The organism is Brevundimonas diminuta (assembly GCF_039673845.1).
GTDB classification, from domain to species: Bacteria; Pseudomonadota; Alphaproteobacteria; order Caulobacterales; family Caulobacteraceae; genus Brevundimonas; species Brevundimonas diminuta_E.
The window spans coordinates 145,645-162,610 of sequence record NZ_JBDJMK010000002.1 but is presented as its reverse complement, the minus strand read 5'-3'; the positions used below and the strand labels follow the sequence as shown (position 1 = coordinate 162,610).

The window sequence follows — 16,966 nt, the reverse complement described above, 5'->3', positions numbered from 1 at the left end:
GCGCGCCGGGGCAAAGTAAGATTGAAACAATTATGAGCAGCAATTGAATGAGTTACAGCCACGAAACAGCGTTCTACTTTCACAAAATCAGCAAACAGAACAATGTTTTACTTAAGAGCTGTCAAAATCGAAATTTGCACGGGAAAGCCAAGACCACCTACAGTCTCACGTTGAATCCCAACGAAATTAACCAGCCAGAATTTCCACTCTTCTAACAGGAAATAAGGACAGGCCGATTTACTCAGCGCTAGATGGCAACAAGATAAGCGCCCCGCCGCGCCGTCGCCCGCTTACAATGGCGATCGCGCTGGTCTGCGTGACGTGCGCCATGTTGTCTTTGATCTCAGCCTTGGCGTTCCCTTCCTTAGCGCGCATCCTGACCGTCCTTGGGGCGTCGATGACGCTGACGACTGCGTTGGCCCTGCTCGTCGCCTGGCGGCAGACATCAAACCTGACCGGCGACCTGGCTGCACGCGACGCCATGTTGAACGCTGCCTTCCTGGCCACTCCGGCCTTCACGCTGACGCGCGAGGGCTTGATCTCCCGGTTGAATGCGACCGCCCTGACCATGTTCCGGATCAGTAAAGACGACGCGCGCGGCAGGCATTTCTCCGAACTCGTCTCGGGCTTCGACATGACGGCGATCCACGCGCTCGGTCTTGCTTCCGGCGTACTGGACAACGAAACCGGATACTGGACAGCTCAACGCTCTGACGGTTCCAGCTTCCCTCTGGGCATCTATTTCGACCTGACTCCAAGGGGCTCCAAACGGGACCATGTCGCCCTGGGGATCGTCGACCTGACTTTGCGACACGCAGCCGAAGCCCAAGCCCGTGAGTTGCACACCCAGCTGAACACGGTATGGCGTCTTAATTCTCTGGGCGAAATGGCGGCCACTCTCGCCCATGAACTCAACCAACCGCTTAGTGCGGCGACCAGCTATCTGCACGCCAGCCGTGCGGAAATGGAAAGGGTGGGGCCGGTCGGCGCCGATGCCCGCAAGACCCTGGACCTGGCCCAGGCCCAATTATTCCGCGCCGGCCATATCATCCGCCGCATCCGCGATTTCCTGACGCTGGAAACCGGCGCCATGAGCGATGAACGCGCCGCCAGCATGGTCGACAACATGAAGCCGATCCTGACCCGGATCGGGCAGGACAGACGCGTCGCCATCTACATCGACATGATCTCCGACAGCGATCAGGTGCTGGCGGACCGCATCCAGTTCCAACAAGCCGTGGTCAACCTGGTCCGTAACGGCGTCGAAGCGGCCTCAGGACGCGAAGACGCCCTGGTGCAGATCAAAGGACGCGCGGTCGCCGACGGCTATCGGATCAGTATCGAGGACAATGGACCCGGCCTGCGCGGCGAACATGAGCAACGTCTGTTTGAGCCCATGATCAGCACCAAACCCGGCGGCATGGGCCTGGGTCTGTCCGTCACACGCTCCATCATCGAGCGGCACGGCGGCGCCCTGAGCGTAGGCCGCAGCGATTCTCTCGGAGGCGCCGCCTTCTTCTTCACCCTGCCCCGAATCCCGGAGACCTCTTCCGTATGAACGACCATCCCGTCTTCGTCATCGACGACGATTCCGCCGTTCGCGACTCCCTGCTCAGGGTTCTGGACAGCGCAAACCTGCGCGCCTGCGGCTTCTCCAGCGGGACGACCTTCCTGTCCGCCCTGCCCGAAGACCCATCAGCCTGCGTCATCACCGATGTGCGAATGCCCGGCGTCGGCGGCGGTGAAGTGATTCAGAAACTGGCCCAACTCCGGGGGGAATCCTGGCCGGTCATCGTCATCACTGGCCATGCCGACGTCTCCATGGCCGTACAGTTGATGAAATCCGGTGCGATCGACTTCATTGAAAAGCCCTTTGATCCTGCACAGTTGATCGCTGTCGTAAAAGAACGCCTGGCCTGGCTGGATGATCAGGACGCTCGCCGACAGGTTCGCCAGCAGGCGTTACAACGCGCCGCCCGCCTGACCCCGCGTGAACGCCAGGTTCTCGACGCCCTGATCGGCGGCTTCTCCAACAAGGAGATCGGCCTGCGCCTCAAGATCAGCCCGCGCACGGTCGAGGTCTTCCGCGCCAACGTCATGTCCAAGATGGAGGCCGACAGCCTGTCGGCCCTGGTCCGCATGGGGCTGATGCTCGACTAGGCGTCTGGTCGTGCAGCCCCCGGCCGCGCGGCGCGTTATACCGGCGTCCCGCCCCCTTCTGCCCCTCAAGGAGCCGCCCCATGTCCGATCCCGTCCGCCTGTTGCGCCATCAGGCCTATGTCGACGGCCGCTGGATCGACGCGGACGGCGGCGGGACGATCGAAGTAACCAACCCCGCGACCGGCGAGGTGCTGGCCACGGTTCCCGACATGGGCACCCCTGAGACCCGTCGCGCCATCGCCGCCGCCGAGGCCGCCATGAAGCCGTGGGCCGCAAAGACGGCGGGCGAACGCGCCCGAACCTTACGCCGCTGGTTCGACCTGATGATGAGCGAGCAGGACGCGCTGGGTCGCCTGCTGACCCGCGAACAGGGCAAGAGCCTGACCGAGGCCAGGGGCGAAATCGCCTATGCCGCCAGCTTCATCGAATGGTTCGCCGAAGAGGGCAAACGCACCTATGGCGAGGTCATCCCGACGCATGACGCCTCCAAACGGCTGGTGACGCTGCGCCAGCCGGTCGGGGTAGTGGGGGCCATCACGCCGTGGAACTTCCCCGCCGCCATGATCACCCGCAAGGTCGGCCCCGCTCTGGCCGCCGGATGCGCGGTGGTGCTGAAGCCTGCCAGCCAGACGCCGCTGTCGGCGCTGGCGCTGGCCGCTCTGGCCGAAGAGGCGGGCCTGCCGCCCGGCCTGTTCAACGTCGTCACCGGCTCGGCCTCGGCCATCGGCGGCGAGCTGACCTCCAATGAGACTGTGCGCAAGATCAGCTTCACCGGCTCGACCGAGATCGGCCGCCTGCTGATGGAGCAGTCATCGCAGACCATCAAGAAGATGAGCCTCGAACTGGGCGGCAACGCCCCCTTCCTGGTCTTCGACGACGCCGATGTGGACGCCGCCGTGGCGGGCGCCGTCGCCTCCAAATACCGCAACGCGGGCCAGACCTGCGTCTGCACCAACCGCTTCTATGTGCAGGCCGCCGTCCATGACGAATTCGTCGCCAAGCTGACGAAGGCGACTGAGGCGCTGAAGGTCGGCGATGGTCTGGACGACGGCGTCCAGATCGGCCCTCTGATCGACGAGAAGGCGGTGGAGAAGGTCGAGGCGCACGTCGCCGACGCTGTGGCCAAGGGCGCGACCCTTTTGACCGGCGGCGAACGCCACGAGCGCGGCCGCACCTTCTTCCAGCCGACGGTGCTGTCGGGCGTGACCCAGGACATGCAGATGTGCCGCGAAGAAACCTTCGGCCCCGTCTCCGGCGTCGTCCGCTTCGAGACGGAAGAGGAAGGCGTTGCGCTGGCCAACGACACCATCTTCGGCCTGGCGGGCTATTTCTACGCCCGCGACCTGAGCCGCGTCTGGCGGGTGGCCGAAGCGATGGAGACGGGGATGATCGGCATCAACACCGGCCTGATCTCCACCGAGGTCGCTCCTTTCGGCGGCATCAAGCAGTCCGGCCTCGGCCGCGAAGGCTCCAGCCACGGCATCGAGGACTATCTGGAGATCAAATACCTATGCATGGGTCTCTGACCCTCTCCCGATGGGAGAGGGCTTAAGCCTCCAAGAGCGAAGCGATTGGAATAGGCGAAAGGGTGAGGGTTCGCGGTGAACGGCTTTGGCCCGTCGCTTACACCATCCACCTAACCCACCGACAGACGCCTCGACGTTTTGCGACGGCTCACGCCGACGGACAGGACAAGCCCCTCACCCTTTCGCGCCAGAACGACGGCTGCGCCGCCGTGCGCTCAAGCCCTCTCCCGCCGGGAGAGGGTCCGCATTCCTGTCCCCTCGCCCTCATCCGCCCCCCGCGATTATTCGACCAAGGTCGCTCTCCGCAAACGGCGTTTCCTGCTGTCACTCTCCCTTCCGACGCTCGGCGCAAAGCACGCCGGGCGCGAGGGAAACGCGCCGCGCATTGCGGCCGCACAGGAAGGGACTGCCCATGACCGACCGCACCATGGGTGCGGCGGACGGCGGCGAGCACACGGTCGACAAGAACGACCGGCTGGTGATTCTCGCCTCCTCCGTCGGCACCGTCATCGAATGGTACGACTTCTATCTTTACGGCTCTCTGGCCGCGATCATCTCCGCCCAGTTCTTCTCGGGCGTGAACGAGACAACCGGTTTCATCTTCGCCCTGATGGCCTTCGCCGCCGGTTTCGCGGTGCGCCCGTTCGGGGCCATCGTCTTCGGCCGCATGGGCGACCTGTGGGGACGCAAGAACACCTTCCTGGTGACCATGCTGCTGATGGGCATTTCGACCTTTGTGGTCGGCCTGTTGCCGCCCTACGCCGCCATCGGCATCGCCGCCCCGATCATCCTGGTGCTGATGCGTTTGATTCAGGGTCTGGCGCTGGGCGGCGAATACGGCGGCGCCGCCACCTACGTCGCCGAGCACGCCCCGCACGGCAAGCGCGGCTTCTACACCTCCTTCATCCAGATCACCGCCACCGTGGGCCTGCTGCTCAGCCTGATGGTGATCCTAGGCGTGCGCTTCTTCGTCGGCGAGGAAGCCTTCGTCGAATGGGGCTGGCGCATTCCCTTCCTCGTCTCGATCCTGCTGCTGGGCGTGTCCCTGTGGATCCGCCTGAAACTGTCGGAAAGCCCGGCGTTCAAGCGCATGAAGGCCGAGGGCAAGGGCTCGACCACCCCGCTGAAGGACAGCTTCCTGAAGTGGCAGAACCTGAAGCTGGTGCTGATCGCCCTGTTCGGTCTGGCGGCCGGTCAGGCCGTGGTCTGGTACACGGGCCAGTTCTACGCCCTGTTCTTCCTCGAGAAGACGCTGAAGGTCGATCCCTCTCTGGCCAACATCCTGATCGCGGCGGCTCTGGCGCTGGCGACGCCCTTCTTCGTCTTCTTCGGCTGGCTGTCCGACAAGGTGGGGCGCAAGCCGATCATCCTGCTGGGCTGTCTGCTGGCCGCCTTGACCTACTTCCCGCTGTTCAACGCCCTGACCGGCGCGGCCAACCCGCGTCTGGCCGCCGCCGTGGCCGAGTCGCCGGTGACGGTGATCGCCGATCCGGCCGACTGCCACTTCCAGTTCGATCCCGTCGGCAAGACCGTCTTCAACAGCTCATGCGACATCGCCAAGACCCATCTGGCCAAGGCGGGCGTCACCTATGTCAACGAAGCCGCTCCCGCCGGAACCGTGGCCCAGGTGCGCATCGGCGACCGGGTGGTCGACAGCTTCAACGGCAAGGTCATGCCCAAGGCCGACTTCGATGCGCAGAAGAAGACCTGGGACGCCGGCCTGACCGCCGCCCTGACCGAGGCCGGATACCCGGCCAAGGCCGACAGCGCCCTGGTCAACAAACCGCTGGTGATCGGCATCCTGTTCCTGCTGGTGCTGTATGTGACCATGGTCTACGGCCCGATCGCCGCCGCCCTGGTCGAGATGTTCCCGACCAAGGTGCGCTACACCTCCATGTCCCTGCCCTATCACATCGGCAACGGCTGGTTCGGCGGCTTCCTGCCGACCACGGCCTTCGCCATGGTCGCGGCCACGGGCAATATCTACTACGGCCTGTGGTATCCGATCGCCATCGCCGTGCTGACCCTGATCGTCGGCGTCCTCTTCGTGAAGGAGGGCAAGGACGTGAACATCCACGACTAAGACGCGCGCCTCTCCCTCCCCGTCCCGGGGGAGGGTGGCTGAGCCCGACAGGGCGAGGCCGGGTGGGGGCGGCCTGGCTGTTCAAGCGCCGACACCAGCCAGAGACGCCGAGCCCCTCATCACCCGGCCCTCCCCACCCGGTCTCCGCTTCGCTGCGACCACCCTCCCCATGAAGGGGAGGGAGAAGGTTGCGAACTTTTCGCCAACCTGCGGGCGGTCCGGCTTCGGCCTGGCCGCCCTCTTTTTCACTTGCCCGCGCGATCGCGCCCGGCCCAGATGACGTCCATGTTCAGCCTCGCCACCCTGGCCCTGACAGCCATCTACATGGCCGCCCTGTTCGGCGTCGCCTGGTGGTACGAGCGGCCGCAGATCAAGGCGCGGCGCGGGATGCCGGGGCCGTCGCTCTATGCGCTGTCGCTGGCCATCTACTGCACCTCCTGGACCTATTACGGCGCCGTGGGCACGGCGGCGCGCGACGGGTGGGAGTATCTGCCCATCTACGCCGGGCCGATCCTGGGGCTGACCCTGCTGCTGCCGCTGTGGCGGCGCATCGCCTCGGCCGCCCGGCGCGAGAACGTCGGCTCGATGGCCGACTTCATCTCGTCGCGCTACGGCAAGAGCCCGGCGCTGGGTGCGGCGGTGGCGGGCGTCGCCATCCTCGGCTCGGTCCCCTACATCGCGCTTCAGCTCAAGTCCCTGTCGATGGCGGGCGAGCTGATTGCGGCGGGCACCCCCGTCGCCGGGTCCGGCAGCCTGACCGTGCTGGTCATGGCGGCGGTGCTGGCCGGGTTCGCCATCCTGTTCGGCGCGCGCAGGCCCGACCTGACCGAACACAACCGCGGCCTGATCCAGGCCATCGGCATCGAGTCGATCGTCAAGCTGGCCGCCCTGCTGGCTGTCACCGTCTTCGCCGTCCTGCTGCTGTCCGCCTCCCCGTCGCGTCAGGCCGTGACCGACAGTCTGGGCCAGCTGGGAAGATGGCCCGAGATCGACGCCCGCTTCATGGCCATCACCCTGGTGGCGACGCTGGCCATCTTCTGCCTGCCGCGTCAGTTCCACGTCGCCTTCGTCGAGGGCGGCGATCCGGCGCAGGTGCGGCGCGCGCGCTGGATTTTCCCGCTGTATCTGATCCTGACCACCCTGGCGGTGCTGCCGCTGGTGGCGGCGGGCGGACTGTTCACGCCCCAGACCAACCCCGACCTGCTGGTGCTGGCCCTGCCGTTCGGCGCGGGCCACAGCCTGCTGACCTCCGTCGTCTTCGTCGGCGGCTTCTCGGCCGCCACCGCCATGGTCATCGTCGAGGCCGTGGCCCTGTCGGCCATGGTGTCCAACAATCTGGTGCTGCCGCTGATGGGCGCCGGACGACGCGGCGGCGCCGTCCCGCCGGACATGGCGCGGACCCTGCTGAACATCCGCCGTCTGGCCATTGTCGGCCTTTTGCTGCTGGCGTGGCTCTATTATCTGGCGATGGACCGGACCAGCGGTCTGGCGGCCATCGGCCTGGTGTCCTTCGCCGCCATGGCCCAGCTGGCGCCGTCGCTGTTCGGGGCGGTACTGTGGCGCGGGGGGAGGGCCAGCGGGGCGCTGGCCGGGCTGGCAGCGGGGATGGCGGTCTGGGCCGTCATGCTGGCGGGGCCGCAGTTCGCGCCGGACTTCGGCCTGAACGTTCCCGCCATGCTGGGGCTGGAAGACCCGTTTGCGGCGGGCGTCTTCCTCAGCCTGTCGTTGAACCTCGGCGTCTTTGTCGTGGTCTCGCGCGCGCGGCCGCCGCGCCTGATCGACCGGGTGCAGGCCCGCGCCTTCGTCGACCGGCTCGGCCCCGACTGGATGGAAGGGCGCGGCGGCTCGGCCGGGGCCTCGGTCGGCGACCTGCGCGCCCTGGTCGCCCGCTTCATCGGCGACGAGCGGGCCGAGCGCGCCTTCGCCGCCTGGGCGCGCGAAACCGACATCAGGCTCAGAGACGCCGACCCCGCGGACGCAACCCTGGCCCGCGCGGCCGAGCGGATGCTGGCAGGAGCCGTCGGCGCCGCCGCCGCCCGCCGCGTCCTGTCCGCCGCCCTGGCCGCAGGCGGACGCGCGCCCGAAGACGTGGTGCGTATGCTCGACGAGGCGTCCCAAGCCGTCCAGTTCAACCGCGACCTGCTGCAGACCACGCTGGACAACATCGACCAGGGCGTCAGCGTCGTCGACGAAGACCTGCGCCTGACCGCCTGGAACCGCCGCTATGTCGAGATGTTCGACGTGCCCGCAGGCTTCGTCCACGTCGGCCTGCCCATCGCCGCCGTCTACCGCCTGAACGCCGAGCGCGGCGAGGCAGGCGTGCCCGATCATGAGATCGACAGCTGGGTCGAGCGGCGGCTGGAGGCGCTGGCCCGCCGCATCCCCCACGACCATGAGCGTGAACAGCCCGACGGCCGAATTCTACGGTCGTCCGGCGCGCCCATCCCCGGCGGCGGCTACGCCACCAGCTACACCGACATCACCGCCCTGCGCCGCGCCGCGCGCGATCTGGAAGAGGCCAATGAGCGGCTGGAGGCCCGCGTCGCCGACCGCACCGAACGGCTGGAAGAGGCCCGCCGTCTGGCCGAGGACGCCACCGCCTCCAAGACCCGCTTCCTGGCCGCCGCCAGCCATGACCTGCTGCAACCGCTGCACGCCGCGCGTCTGTTCATCGCCGCCCTGCGGGAAGACGCCGATCTGGCCGGATCGGCCGCGCGCGGTCTGGCCGTCAACGCCGACCGCGCCATCGACAGCGCCCACCGTCTGCTGACCGCCCTGCTGAACCTGTCCAAGCTGGAGGCGGGCGGGGTCCAGCCCGCCGTGGCGCCGCTGTCGCTGGGCGGGCTGTTCGACGAACTGGCGCGCGAGTTCGCCCCCGTCGCCCGCGCCAAGGGGCTGACGCTGACGGTGGCGCCGTCCGGCCTGTGGATCGCCTCGGACCGCGACCTGCTGCGCTCCATGCTGCAGAATCTGGTCGGCAACGCCATCCGCTACACCGATCAAGGCCGGGTTCTGATCGGCGCCCGGCGCGACGGCGCGCAGGTGCGGATTCTGGTCTGCGACACCGGGCGCGGCATCGCCGAGGCCGACCGGCAGGCCGTCTTCGGCGAGTTCGTCCGCCTGCCCGGCGCCCCGGTGGACGAGCCGGGCGCAGGGCTGGGGCTGGCCATTGTGCACAAGCTGTCGGACCTGCTGGGCCACCCGCTGTCGCTGGCCTCGCGGGTCGGGCGCGGCACGACTTTCCGCGTCGCCGTCCCCCGCGCGGAGGCCCGCCTCGAGCCGGAAGCCGTGACCGACGAGCGCCGCCTGCCGCTGTCGGGCCTGCGGGTGCTGTGCGTGGACAACGAGCCCGCCATCCTCGACGCCCTGACGGCCCTGCTGGACCGCTGGGGCGCGCAGGCCGTAACGGCCCGCTCGGTGGCCGAGGCGCGCGCGGCCGCCGGTCCGTTCGACGCGGCGCTGGTCGATCTGCATCTGGGCGATGACGAGCCGGACGGACTGGCCGCCATCGACTGGCTGCGCGCGCAAGGGGTCCGGCGGATTGCGCTGGTGACGGCCGACACCCGCGACGGGCTGAAGGAGAAGGCGGGCGCGGCTGGCGCGATCCTGCTGGCGAAACCGGTCAAACCAGCGGCGCTGAAGGCGTTTCTACGCAGCTGACCCTTCTCCCTCCCCTTCATGGGGAGGGTGGTCGAAGCGAAGCGGAGACCGGGTGGGGAGGGCCAAGCGATCCTGGCTTCGGCATCTGACCACCAAGCCGCCCCACCCGACTTCGGCCTCACGGCCTCAGCCACCCTCCCCATGAAGGGGAGGGAGAAATGGCTCAAATATCCACCGACTGCGCCAGGATCACCGCCTGCGTCCGGTTCTGCACGCCCAGCTTGCGGAAGACGCTGGTCAGGTGCGCCTTGATCGTCGCCTCGGTGACGCCGAGGTCAAAGGCGATCTGCTTGTTCAGCCGCCCGACCTTCAGCCCCTCCAGAATCCGCAGCTGCGACGGCGTCAGGCTGGCGATACGCGCCTGAAGGTCGGCCTCTTCCTCGCCCGCCGCCTCGACCTCGGGCGCCCATGTCTCGCCGTCGAGGATGGCGTTGATGGCTTCGACCATGGTCGGCAGGGCGGCCGATTTGGGGATGAAGCCCGCCGCCCCCAGCGACAGCACGCGGCGGATGGTCGGCGCCTCCTCGCTGGCCGAGACGACGGCGACCGGCACGGCCGGATGATCGGCGCGGATCAGGGTCAGGCCCGTCATGCCGTCCACATCCGACAGCTTCAGATCCAACAACAGCAGGTCCACCGGCCCCGCGCCCAGGGCCGCCTGCGCCTCGGACAGGCTGGCGCATTCGACGATCTCAGCGCCCGCGGACGCCTTTTCGACGGCCGAGGTCAGGGCCGCGCGAAACAGGGGGTGGTCGTCGGCGACGACGATGCGATCCATGAGGGTCCTTCCCACGCGCGGTCCTTGTTTCGTCGGCCGCGTCGCGACGACACCATGCCGCGCCTCGACTTTGGTCGAAACTAGACGAATGGCTAATGGCCGCAAACCCTGACCGCGCGGAATGCTGGCGTCCTGAGGCCTGCGACAGACAGGCTCGGAACAACGGTCTGGGAGGACCACGCATGGGAAGCTGCCGTTTGTTCGGCGGCGTGGCTGCGGCCGCGTTGCTGCTTGTCCCCGGCGCCGCACTGGCTCAAGACGCCAGCGCCGCACTGGAAGCCCGTATCGCCCAGCTCGAAGCCGAGCTGAACAGCCTGAAATCCGAAGTCGCCGCCGCCCGAACGCAGCAGGCCTCGCAAAATCAGGTCATGGCGCAGGACATCGTCCGCCTCGAGGCGCGTCCGGCGCCCGTGCCTGCGCTCGCCCCGCCTCTGGCGCCGACGCCCGTTTCCGACGCCCCGCGCGAGGAAGGCTTCCGCATCGGCGACCACACGGTGAAGTTCGGCGGCTTCATCAAGACCGACTTCATGGCGTCGAAATATTCCGGCGGCGACCCCGCCAACGGCGACCTGTTGCGCGACTATCACCTGCCCGGCTCCATTCCGGTCGGCGGCGACAGCGAGGATGTCGCGACCGACTTCAACGCCCGCCAGACCCGGTTCTGGCTGACCACCGACGGCGTGGTCGGCGGCCACAAGATCGGCACGCGGCTGGAGATGGACTTCCAGACCCTGCCCGGCTCAGGCGACCAGCGCACGACCAGCGGCTCGAACCCCGCCCTGCGCCGCGCCTTCGTCACCATCGACAACTGGCTGATCGGTCAGGAGTGGACCAACTTCCAGAACACCGCCGTCCTGCCGGAATCGGCGGACTTCGTCGGCGCGGCCGAGGGCACGGTCTTCGCCCGTCAGGCCCAGGTCCGTTATACGCGCGGCCCCTTCTCCATCGCGCTGGAGAACCCCGAGACCACCGTCACCCCCTTCGGCGGCGGCGCCCGCATCATCGCCGACGACAACAGCCTGCCTGACCTGACCGCCCGCTATGGCCTGAGCCGTCCCTGGGGCGCGGTGCAGCTGTCCGGCCTGCTGCGCCAGCTGAAGTATCAGGACCCGGCGACCAGCATCGATTCCACCGCAACCGGCTGGGGCCTGTCGGCCTCGGCCCTGTTCAAGGTCGGGGCGCAGGACGATGTCCGCCTGATGCTGTCGGGCGGCGAAGGCATCGGCCGCTATGTCGGGCTGAACTTCTCCAACGACGCCGTGCTGGACGCCTCGGGCGAGTTGGAGGCCATCGGCGTGATCGCAGGCTTCGCCGCCTATCGCCACGTCTGGGCGCCGGGCTGGCGCTCCAGTCTGATCTGGTCGGCGCAGAAGGTGGACAACGACACGGCCCTGACCGGCCTCGGCGTCAACCGCTCGGCCCAGAGCCTTCACGCCAATCTGATCTGGTCGCCGGTTGCGGCGTTTGATGTCGGCGCCGAGGTGATGTTCGCTGATCGCAAACTCGAGTCAGGACTGGACGGCGACATGACCCGTCTGATCCTGTTCGTGAAATACGGCTTTTAAGGCCGAACAAATAAAAGACCCTGGAGGAAAAACGCGTGTCTGATCCGGAAATCTATCCCGTCCCCGCCGAACTGGCCGCCCGCGCCCACATGGACCGCGCCGGCTATGAAGCGGCCCGGATGCAGGCGCGTGAGACCCCCGACGCCTTCTGGGCCACGCAGGCCGAGCGGCTGGACTGGATGACCTTCCCGACCAGGATCAAGGACGTCTCCTTCAAGAAGGAAGACTTCCGCATCCGCTGGTTCGAGGACGGAGTGCTGAACGTCTCGGTCAACTGCATCGACCGCCACCTGCCCGCCCGCAGGGACGAGATCGCCATCCTCTGGGAAGGCGACGAACCGACCGACAGCGAAGCCGTCACCTTCGGCCAGCTTCACGACCGCGTCTGCCGTCTGGCCAATGTGCTCAAAGCCAACGGCGTCAAGAAGGGCGACCGCGTCACCATCTATCTGCCGATGATCCCGGAAGCCGCCTACGCCATGCTGGCCTGCGCCCGCATCGGCGCGGTGCATTCGGTCATCTTCGGCGGCTTCTCGCCCGACAGCATCGCCGGGCGGATCGAAGACTGCGAATCTGCGTTCGTCATCACCGCCGACGAAGGCTGCCGCGCGGGCAAGCGCGTGCCGCTGAAGGCCAATGTCGACAAGGCGCTGGAAAAGGTCGCGGGCGTGAAGACCGTCGTGGTCCTGCGCCACACCGGCGCGGACGTGCCCTTCGTCGAGGGCCGCGATCTGGACTGGGAAGTCGAGACGGCCAAGGCCTCGCCCGACTGCGCGCCCGAGCCGATGAACGCCGAGGACCCGCTGTTCATCCTCTACACCTCCGGCTCGACCGGCAAACCCAAGGGCGTGCTGCACACCACCGGCGGCTATCTGTTCTGGGCCAGCTATACGCATGAACTGGTGTTCGACTATCGCCCCGGCGAGGTCTTCTGGTGCACCGCCGACGTGGGCTGGGTCACGGGCCACACCTATGTCGTCTACGGCGCCCTGGCCAATGCGGCGACCAGCCTGATGTTCGAAGGCGTGCCCAACTATCCTACCGTCAGCCGTTTCTGGGAGGTGGTGGACAAGCATCAGGTCAACATCTTCTACACCGCGCCCACGGCCCTGCGCGCCCTGATGCGCGAGGGCGACGCCCCGGTGAAGGCGTCCAGCCGCAAGTCCCTGCGCCTGCTGGGCACCGTCGGCGAGCCGATCAACCCCGAGGCCTGGCGCTGGTATCATGAGGTCGTCGGCGAAGGTCGCCTGCCCATTGTCGACACCTGGTGGCAGACCGAGACGGGCGGCGCCCTGATCTCGCCCCTGCCCGGCGCCACGGATCTGAAGCCCGGCTCGGCGACCAAGCCCCTGCCCGGCGTCGAGCTCCAGATCGTCGACGCCGAGGGCGGCGTGCTGGACGGCGCGACCGAGGGCAATCTGTGCATCACCGACAGCTGGCCGGGCCAGATGCGCACCGTCTATGGCGACGACCAGCGCTTCTTCGACACCTATTTCTCGACCTATCCGGGCAAGTATTTCACCGGCGACGGCTGCCGCCGCGATGCGGACGGCGACTACTGGATCACCGGCCGGGTCGATGACGTCATCAACGTCTCGGGTCACCGCATGGGCACGGCCGAGGTCGAGAGCGCGCTGGTCCTGCACGACGATGTGGCCGAGGCCGCCGTCGTCGGCTTCCCCCACGATATCAAGGGTCAGGGCATCTACGCCTATGTCACCCTGAACAAGGGGATCGAGCCCAGCGACGCCCTGCGCAAGGCCCTGATCGCCCAGGTCCGCGAAGAGATCGGCCCCATCGCCGCCCCCGACGTGATCCAGTGGGCGCCGGGCCTGCCCAAGACCCGCTCGGGCAAGATCATGCGGCGGATTTTGAGAAAGATCGCCGAGAATGAACTCGGCGCACTGGGCGACACCTCGACGCTGGCCGATCCATCGGTCGTGGATGATCTGGTGAAGAACCGGGCGGCGTAAATCCCCTTCCCCCTCGATGGGGGAAGGGCCGGGGATGGGGGTGAGGACGCGACGGCGCTGTCCGCCCGCATGAGACGCGGCGTCTCCACCGCCTCATCGGCGACCGTCTGCCGACACCCCCCCCACCCCTCCCCCATCGAGGGGGAGGGCTTTCGACAAGCTCCCCCCCGGAGAGGCGGCTTCGTTCAGTTCAAGGCTTATTCGCCAAGGCTGGACGGGGCCACCCGCCTCGGCTTCAGTGGCGGTCATGAGCGGAACCCTCGACGGCCTGACCATCATCGAAATCGGCGGCATCGGCCCCGCCCCCTTCTGCGGCATGATGCTGGCCGATCACGGGGCGGAGGTCGTACTGGTCCACCGCCCCGGCGCCGCGCCCGATCCGCGCGATCCCCTGAACCGCAGCCGCGCCCGACTGGTTGAGGCCGACCTGAAAACGCCCGAGGGCGCCGCCCTGATCCGCGATCTGGCCCGCACCGCCGACGGCCTGATCGAGGGCTTTCGTCCCGGCGTGATGGAGCGCCTCGGCCTCGGCCCCGACACGCTGCTGGCCGACAATCCGCGCCTCGTCTACGGCCGCATGACCGGCTGGGGTCAGGACGGGCCGCTGGCCCCGGCGCCGGGCCACGACATCGACTACATCGCCGTCTCCGGCGCCCTGCACGCCTTCGGCCGGGCGGGCGAGAAGCCGACCCCGCCGATCAACATGGTCGGCGACTTCGGCGGCGGAGGCATGTTGCTGGCCTTCGGCATGGTCGCCGGTCTGCTGAAGGCCCAGCGCACCGGACGCGGCGACGTGATCGACTGCGCCATGACCGACGGCTCTTCCCTGCTGATGAGCATGATCTGGGGCTTCCGCCAGACCCTGCCCGCGCCCCTGCCGCCCAGCTTGACCTGGCGCGACGAGCGCGGCGTCAACCTGCTCGACACCGGCGCGCCATTCTATGAGGTCTATGAGACGAAGGACGGCAAATACGTCGCCGTCGGCGCCATCGAACCTGCCTTCTACATCGCCCTGATGCGGCTGACGGGACTGGGCGGCGATCCCGACTTCGCCATGCCCTTCGATCCGGCCCAGTGGCCCATGCTGAAAGACAGGCTGGCCGCCGTCTTCCGCACCCGCACCCGCGACGACTGGTGCAATGATCCCGACGCGCAAGGAGCCTGCGTCGCCCCCGTCCTGTCCATGACCGAGGCGCCCGACCACCCCCACAACCGCGCCCGCGACGCCTTCGTCGCCGCCCAGGGCGTGATGCAGCCCGCCCCCGCGCCTCGCTTCCGGGACAGCCCGGCAAGACGGCCGGAATAGAAGGCAGGTCACGAAATGCCCGCTCACCCCGGCGGACGCCGGGGCCCAGTGCTTTGGCCCCAACCGCGCGTCCTGAATATGCAAGCCCTGTGCGCGCGGCTCTCACTGGGTCCCGGCGTCCGCCGGGATGAGCGGGGGTAAGATCACCCCCCGTCCGTCCACACCGTCTTGTACAGATCAAACCGGCGATCCCGCAGGTTCCGCACCGTGCCCTGCGCCTTGGCCCAGGCCAGATCGGACAGGTCCAGATCCGCCACCGTGACCGTCTCGACGTTCTCGCTGGCCTCGGCCGCCACGCCATCGCGCGCGAAGGGGAAGTCGCAAGGCGTCAGGATGCACGACTGCGCATACTGGATGTCCATGTTCTCGACATTGGGCAGGTTGCCGACATTGCCCGACAGGACGACGTAGCACTGGTTCTCGATCGCCCGCGCCTGAGAGCAGTAGCGCACCCGCAGATACCCCTGCCGGTTGTCGGTGCAGAAGGGGGTGAACAGGATGCGCGCCCCCTCGTCCGCCAGACGCCGCGCCAGTTCCGGGAACTCGGAATCGTAGCAGATCATCACCCCGATCGGCCCGCAGTCGGTGGGGATGGCGTGGACGCGGTCGCCGCCCTTGATGTTCCACCAGTGCCGCTCGTTCGGGGTCGGATGGATCTTCTCCTGCTCATGCACCGAACCGTCGCGCAGGAAGACATAGGCGACATTCTGGATCTCGCCGTCCTCGGTCCGCGTCGGGTGCGAGCCGCCGATGATGTTGACGTTGTAGCCGACCGCCAGCTCGCGCATCGCCTCGACGAAGCGCGGCGTATAGCGGGTCAGGGCCTCGATCGATTCCGCAGGCGTCAGCTTCTTCGTCTCCAGCGACAGCAGCTGAAGCGTGAACAGCTCGGGGAAGACCACGAAGTCGGCGCGGTAATCCGACACCACGTCGACGAAATATTCGACGTTGTCCATGAACTCGCGGAAGCTCTCGACCTTGCGCATCTGCAGCTGGACGGTGGCGACGCGCACCGTCTCCTTGACCGCAAAGGCCGCGCCCTTGCCGGTCGCCTCGACGTGATATGGGTTGCGCCAGACCCAGCGCGCCGCATGGCCCAGCGACGCCTTGTCCGACGGCAGATAGTTCAGCAGCACCCCCGCCGGTTCGAACCCAGACCGCTGGTGAAAGGCCATGATCGGGTCCTTGACCTTGCAGTCGCGCACCGCCTCGACATAGGCGTTCGGGTCCGGATAGGCCGAGCGCCTGCGCGCCAGCCCCGGCATCCGCCCGCCAAAGACGACGCCCTTCAGGTTCTGCGCCTCGCACAGGTCGCGCCGGGCGTCATACAGCCGCTGGCCGATGCGCAGACGACGCCGCGTCGGGTCGACGCAGACCTCCATCCCATACAGCCATTCGCCCGCCGGATCGTGCCGCGCCGCATAGCCGCCGCCGGTGATCTGATCCCAGCTATGCGGCCCCATGGCCGATTTTTCGTCGATGCGGAAGCTGGCGGCGTAGCCGACGATCTCGCCCTCGAACTCGACCACGAACTGCCCGTCGGGATAGGCGGCGATCTGCCCGCGCAGCATCCCCGGCGTATAGGGCGGCATGTCCTTATAGACCCGCTCCACAAGGGCGTTGATCCCCGCCACATCGCCCAGACGGGCGTTGCGGATGGTCAGGACGGCGGGCTTGGCCGGGGGCGCGGGCGCGGCTTCAATCATGTCAGTCATGCGTAATTAACGCACAGCTTGACCATTGGATCACTGCACCGCCCGCAAATCCGTTTTGCGCCAGTCCGCCGCGCTCTGTTCTCCCGCTGCAGCTGCGACATAATGACATATCAAATGATATTAGAATATCATTTGACACCTGAATGCAGAGGCATAGGCTGAACGCCGTTCCCCTGACGCCATCCCGGCTGTCATCCCGG

Annotated in this window: 10 protein-coding genes; 8 read left to right on the top strand and 2 right to left on the bottom strand. The window is 67.5% G+C overall.

Going from position 1 to position 16,966, the window contains the following annotated elements:
- Positions 1 to 295: 295 nt before the first annotated feature.
- From ABE454_RS02740 to ABE454_RS02720, 5 genes are all read left to right on the top strand, one after another.
- The gene (locus ABE454_RS02740) at positions 296 to 1,558 is read left to right on the top strand and encodes an ATP-binding protein (RefSeq protein WP_346528794.1); all 1,263 of its coding nucleotides are present in this window, start codon (positions 296 to 298) and stop codon (positions 1,556 to 1,558) included.
- The gene (locus ABE454_RS02735) at positions 1,555 to 2,160 is read left to right on the top strand and encodes a response regulator transcription factor (protein ID WP_346528792.1); all 606 of its coding nucleotides are present in this window, start codon (positions 1,555 to 1,557) and stop codon (positions 2,158 to 2,160) included. Before ABE454_RS02740 ends, ABE454_RS02735 begins: the two co-directional genes overlap by 4 nt.
- An 80-nt stretch (positions 2,161 to 2,240) precedes the next feature.
- On the top strand, positions 2,241 to 3,686 hold the full coding sequence (locus ABE454_RS02730; protein WP_346528790.1) for an NAD-dependent succinate-semialdehyde dehydrogenase: 1,446 nt from the start codon (positions 2,241 to 2,243) through the stop codon (positions 3,684 to 3,686).
- 412 nt (positions 3,687 to 4,098) lie between these two features.
- Positions 4,099 to 5,769 carry an MFS transporter gene (locus ABE454_RS02725; RefSeq protein ID WP_346528788.1) on the top strand — a complete coding sequence of 557 codons (1,671 nt, stop codon included), beginning with the start codon at positions 4,099 to 4,101 and terminating at the stop codon, positions 5,767 to 5,769.
- 285 nt (positions 5,770 to 6,054) lie between these two features.
- A complete protein-coding gene (locus ABE454_RS02720; protein WP_346528786.1) occupies positions 6,055 to 9,429 on the top strand; it encodes a hybrid sensor histidine kinase/response regulator in 3,375 nt (1,124 codons plus the stop codon).
- Between the two features lie 163 nt (positions 9,430 to 9,592).
- On the opposite strand, the gene ABE454_RS02715 is transcribed toward ABE454_RS02720, so the two are convergent.
- On the bottom strand, positions 9,593 to 10,207 hold the full coding sequence (locus tag ABE454_RS02715; RefSeq protein ID WP_346528785.1) for a response regulator transcription factor: 615 nt from the start codon (positions 10,205 to 10,207) through the stop codon (positions 9,593 to 9,595).
- A gap of 182 nt (positions 10,208 to 10,389) precedes the next feature.
- Between ABE454_RS02715 and ABE454_RS02710 the strand changes: the two genes are divergently transcribed.
- The 3 genes from ABE454_RS02710 to ABE454_RS02700 all read left to right on the top strand — a co-directional run bounded on the left by ABE454_RS02710 (position 10,390) and on the right by ABE454_RS02700 (position 15,051).
- Positions 10,390 to 11,772 (top strand): DcaP family trimeric outer membrane transporter, encoded by a 1,383-nt coding sequence (locus ABE454_RS02710; protein WP_346528783.1) that lies wholly within the window; start codon positions 10,390 to 10,392, stop codon positions 11,770 to 11,772.
- A gap of 35 nt (positions 11,773 to 11,807) precedes the next feature.
- Positions 11,808 to 13,745: an acetate--CoA ligase gene (gene acs / locus ABE454_RS02705; RefSeq protein WP_346528780.1), complete on the top strand. Its 1,938-nt coding sequence runs from the start codon at positions 11,808 to 11,810 to the stop codon at positions 13,743 to 13,745.
- 247 nt (positions 13,746 to 13,992) lie between these two features.
- The gene (locus ABE454_RS02700) at positions 13,993 to 15,051 is read left to right on the top strand and encodes a CaiB/BaiF CoA transferase family protein (protein WP_346528778.1); all 1,059 of its coding nucleotides are present in this window, start codon (positions 13,993 to 13,995) and stop codon (positions 15,049 to 15,051) included.
- 143 nt (positions 15,052 to 15,194) lie between these two features.
- Here the strand turns inward: ABE454_RS02700 and ABE454_RS02695 are convergent, their stop codons facing one another.
- Positions 15,195 to 16,766, bottom strand: coding sequence for a bifunctional GNAT family N-acetyltransferase/carbon-nitrogen hydrolase family protein (locus ABE454_RS02695; RefSeq protein ID WP_346528776.1), 1,572 nt, complete (start codon positions 16,764 to 16,766; stop codon positions 15,195 to 15,197).
- Between the last annotated feature and the right edge of the window lie 200 nt (positions 16,767 to 16,966).

Coding starts and splice junctions, on each gene's coding strand:
- ABE454_RS02740 (WP_346528794.1), top strand. CDS start 296: ATGGCGATCGCGCTGGTCTGCGTGACGTGCGCCATGTTGTCTTTGATC.
- ABE454_RS02735 (WP_346528792.1), top strand. CDS start 1,555: ATGAACGACCATCCCGTCTTCGTCATCGACGACGATTCCGCCGTTCGC.
- ABE454_RS02730 (WP_346528790.1), top strand. CDS start 2,241: ATGTCCGATCCCGTCCGCCTGTTGCGCCATCAGGCCTATGTCGACGGC.
- ABE454_RS02725 (WP_346528788.1), top strand. CDS start 4,099: ATGACCGACCGCACCATGGGTGCGGCGGACGGCGGCGAGCACACGGTC.
- ABE454_RS02720 (WP_346528786.1), top strand. CDS start 6,055: ATGTTCAGCCTCGCCACCCTGGCCCTGACAGCCATCTACATGGCCGCC.
- ABE454_RS02715 (WP_346528785.1), bottom strand. CDS start 10,207: ATGGATCGCATCGTCGTCGCCGACGACCACCCCCTGTTTCGCGCGGCC.
- ABE454_RS02710 (WP_346528783.1), top strand. CDS start 10,390: ATGGGAAGCTGCCGTTTGTTCGGCGGCGTGGCTGCGGCCGCGTTGCTG.
- ABE454_RS02700 (WP_346528778.1), top strand. CDS start 13,993: ATGAGCGGAACCCTCGACGGCCTGACCATCATCGAAATCGGCGGCATC.
- ABE454_RS02695 (WP_346528776.1), bottom strand. CDS start 16,766: ATGACTGACATGATTGAAGCCGCGCCCGCGCCCCCGGCCAAGCCCGCC.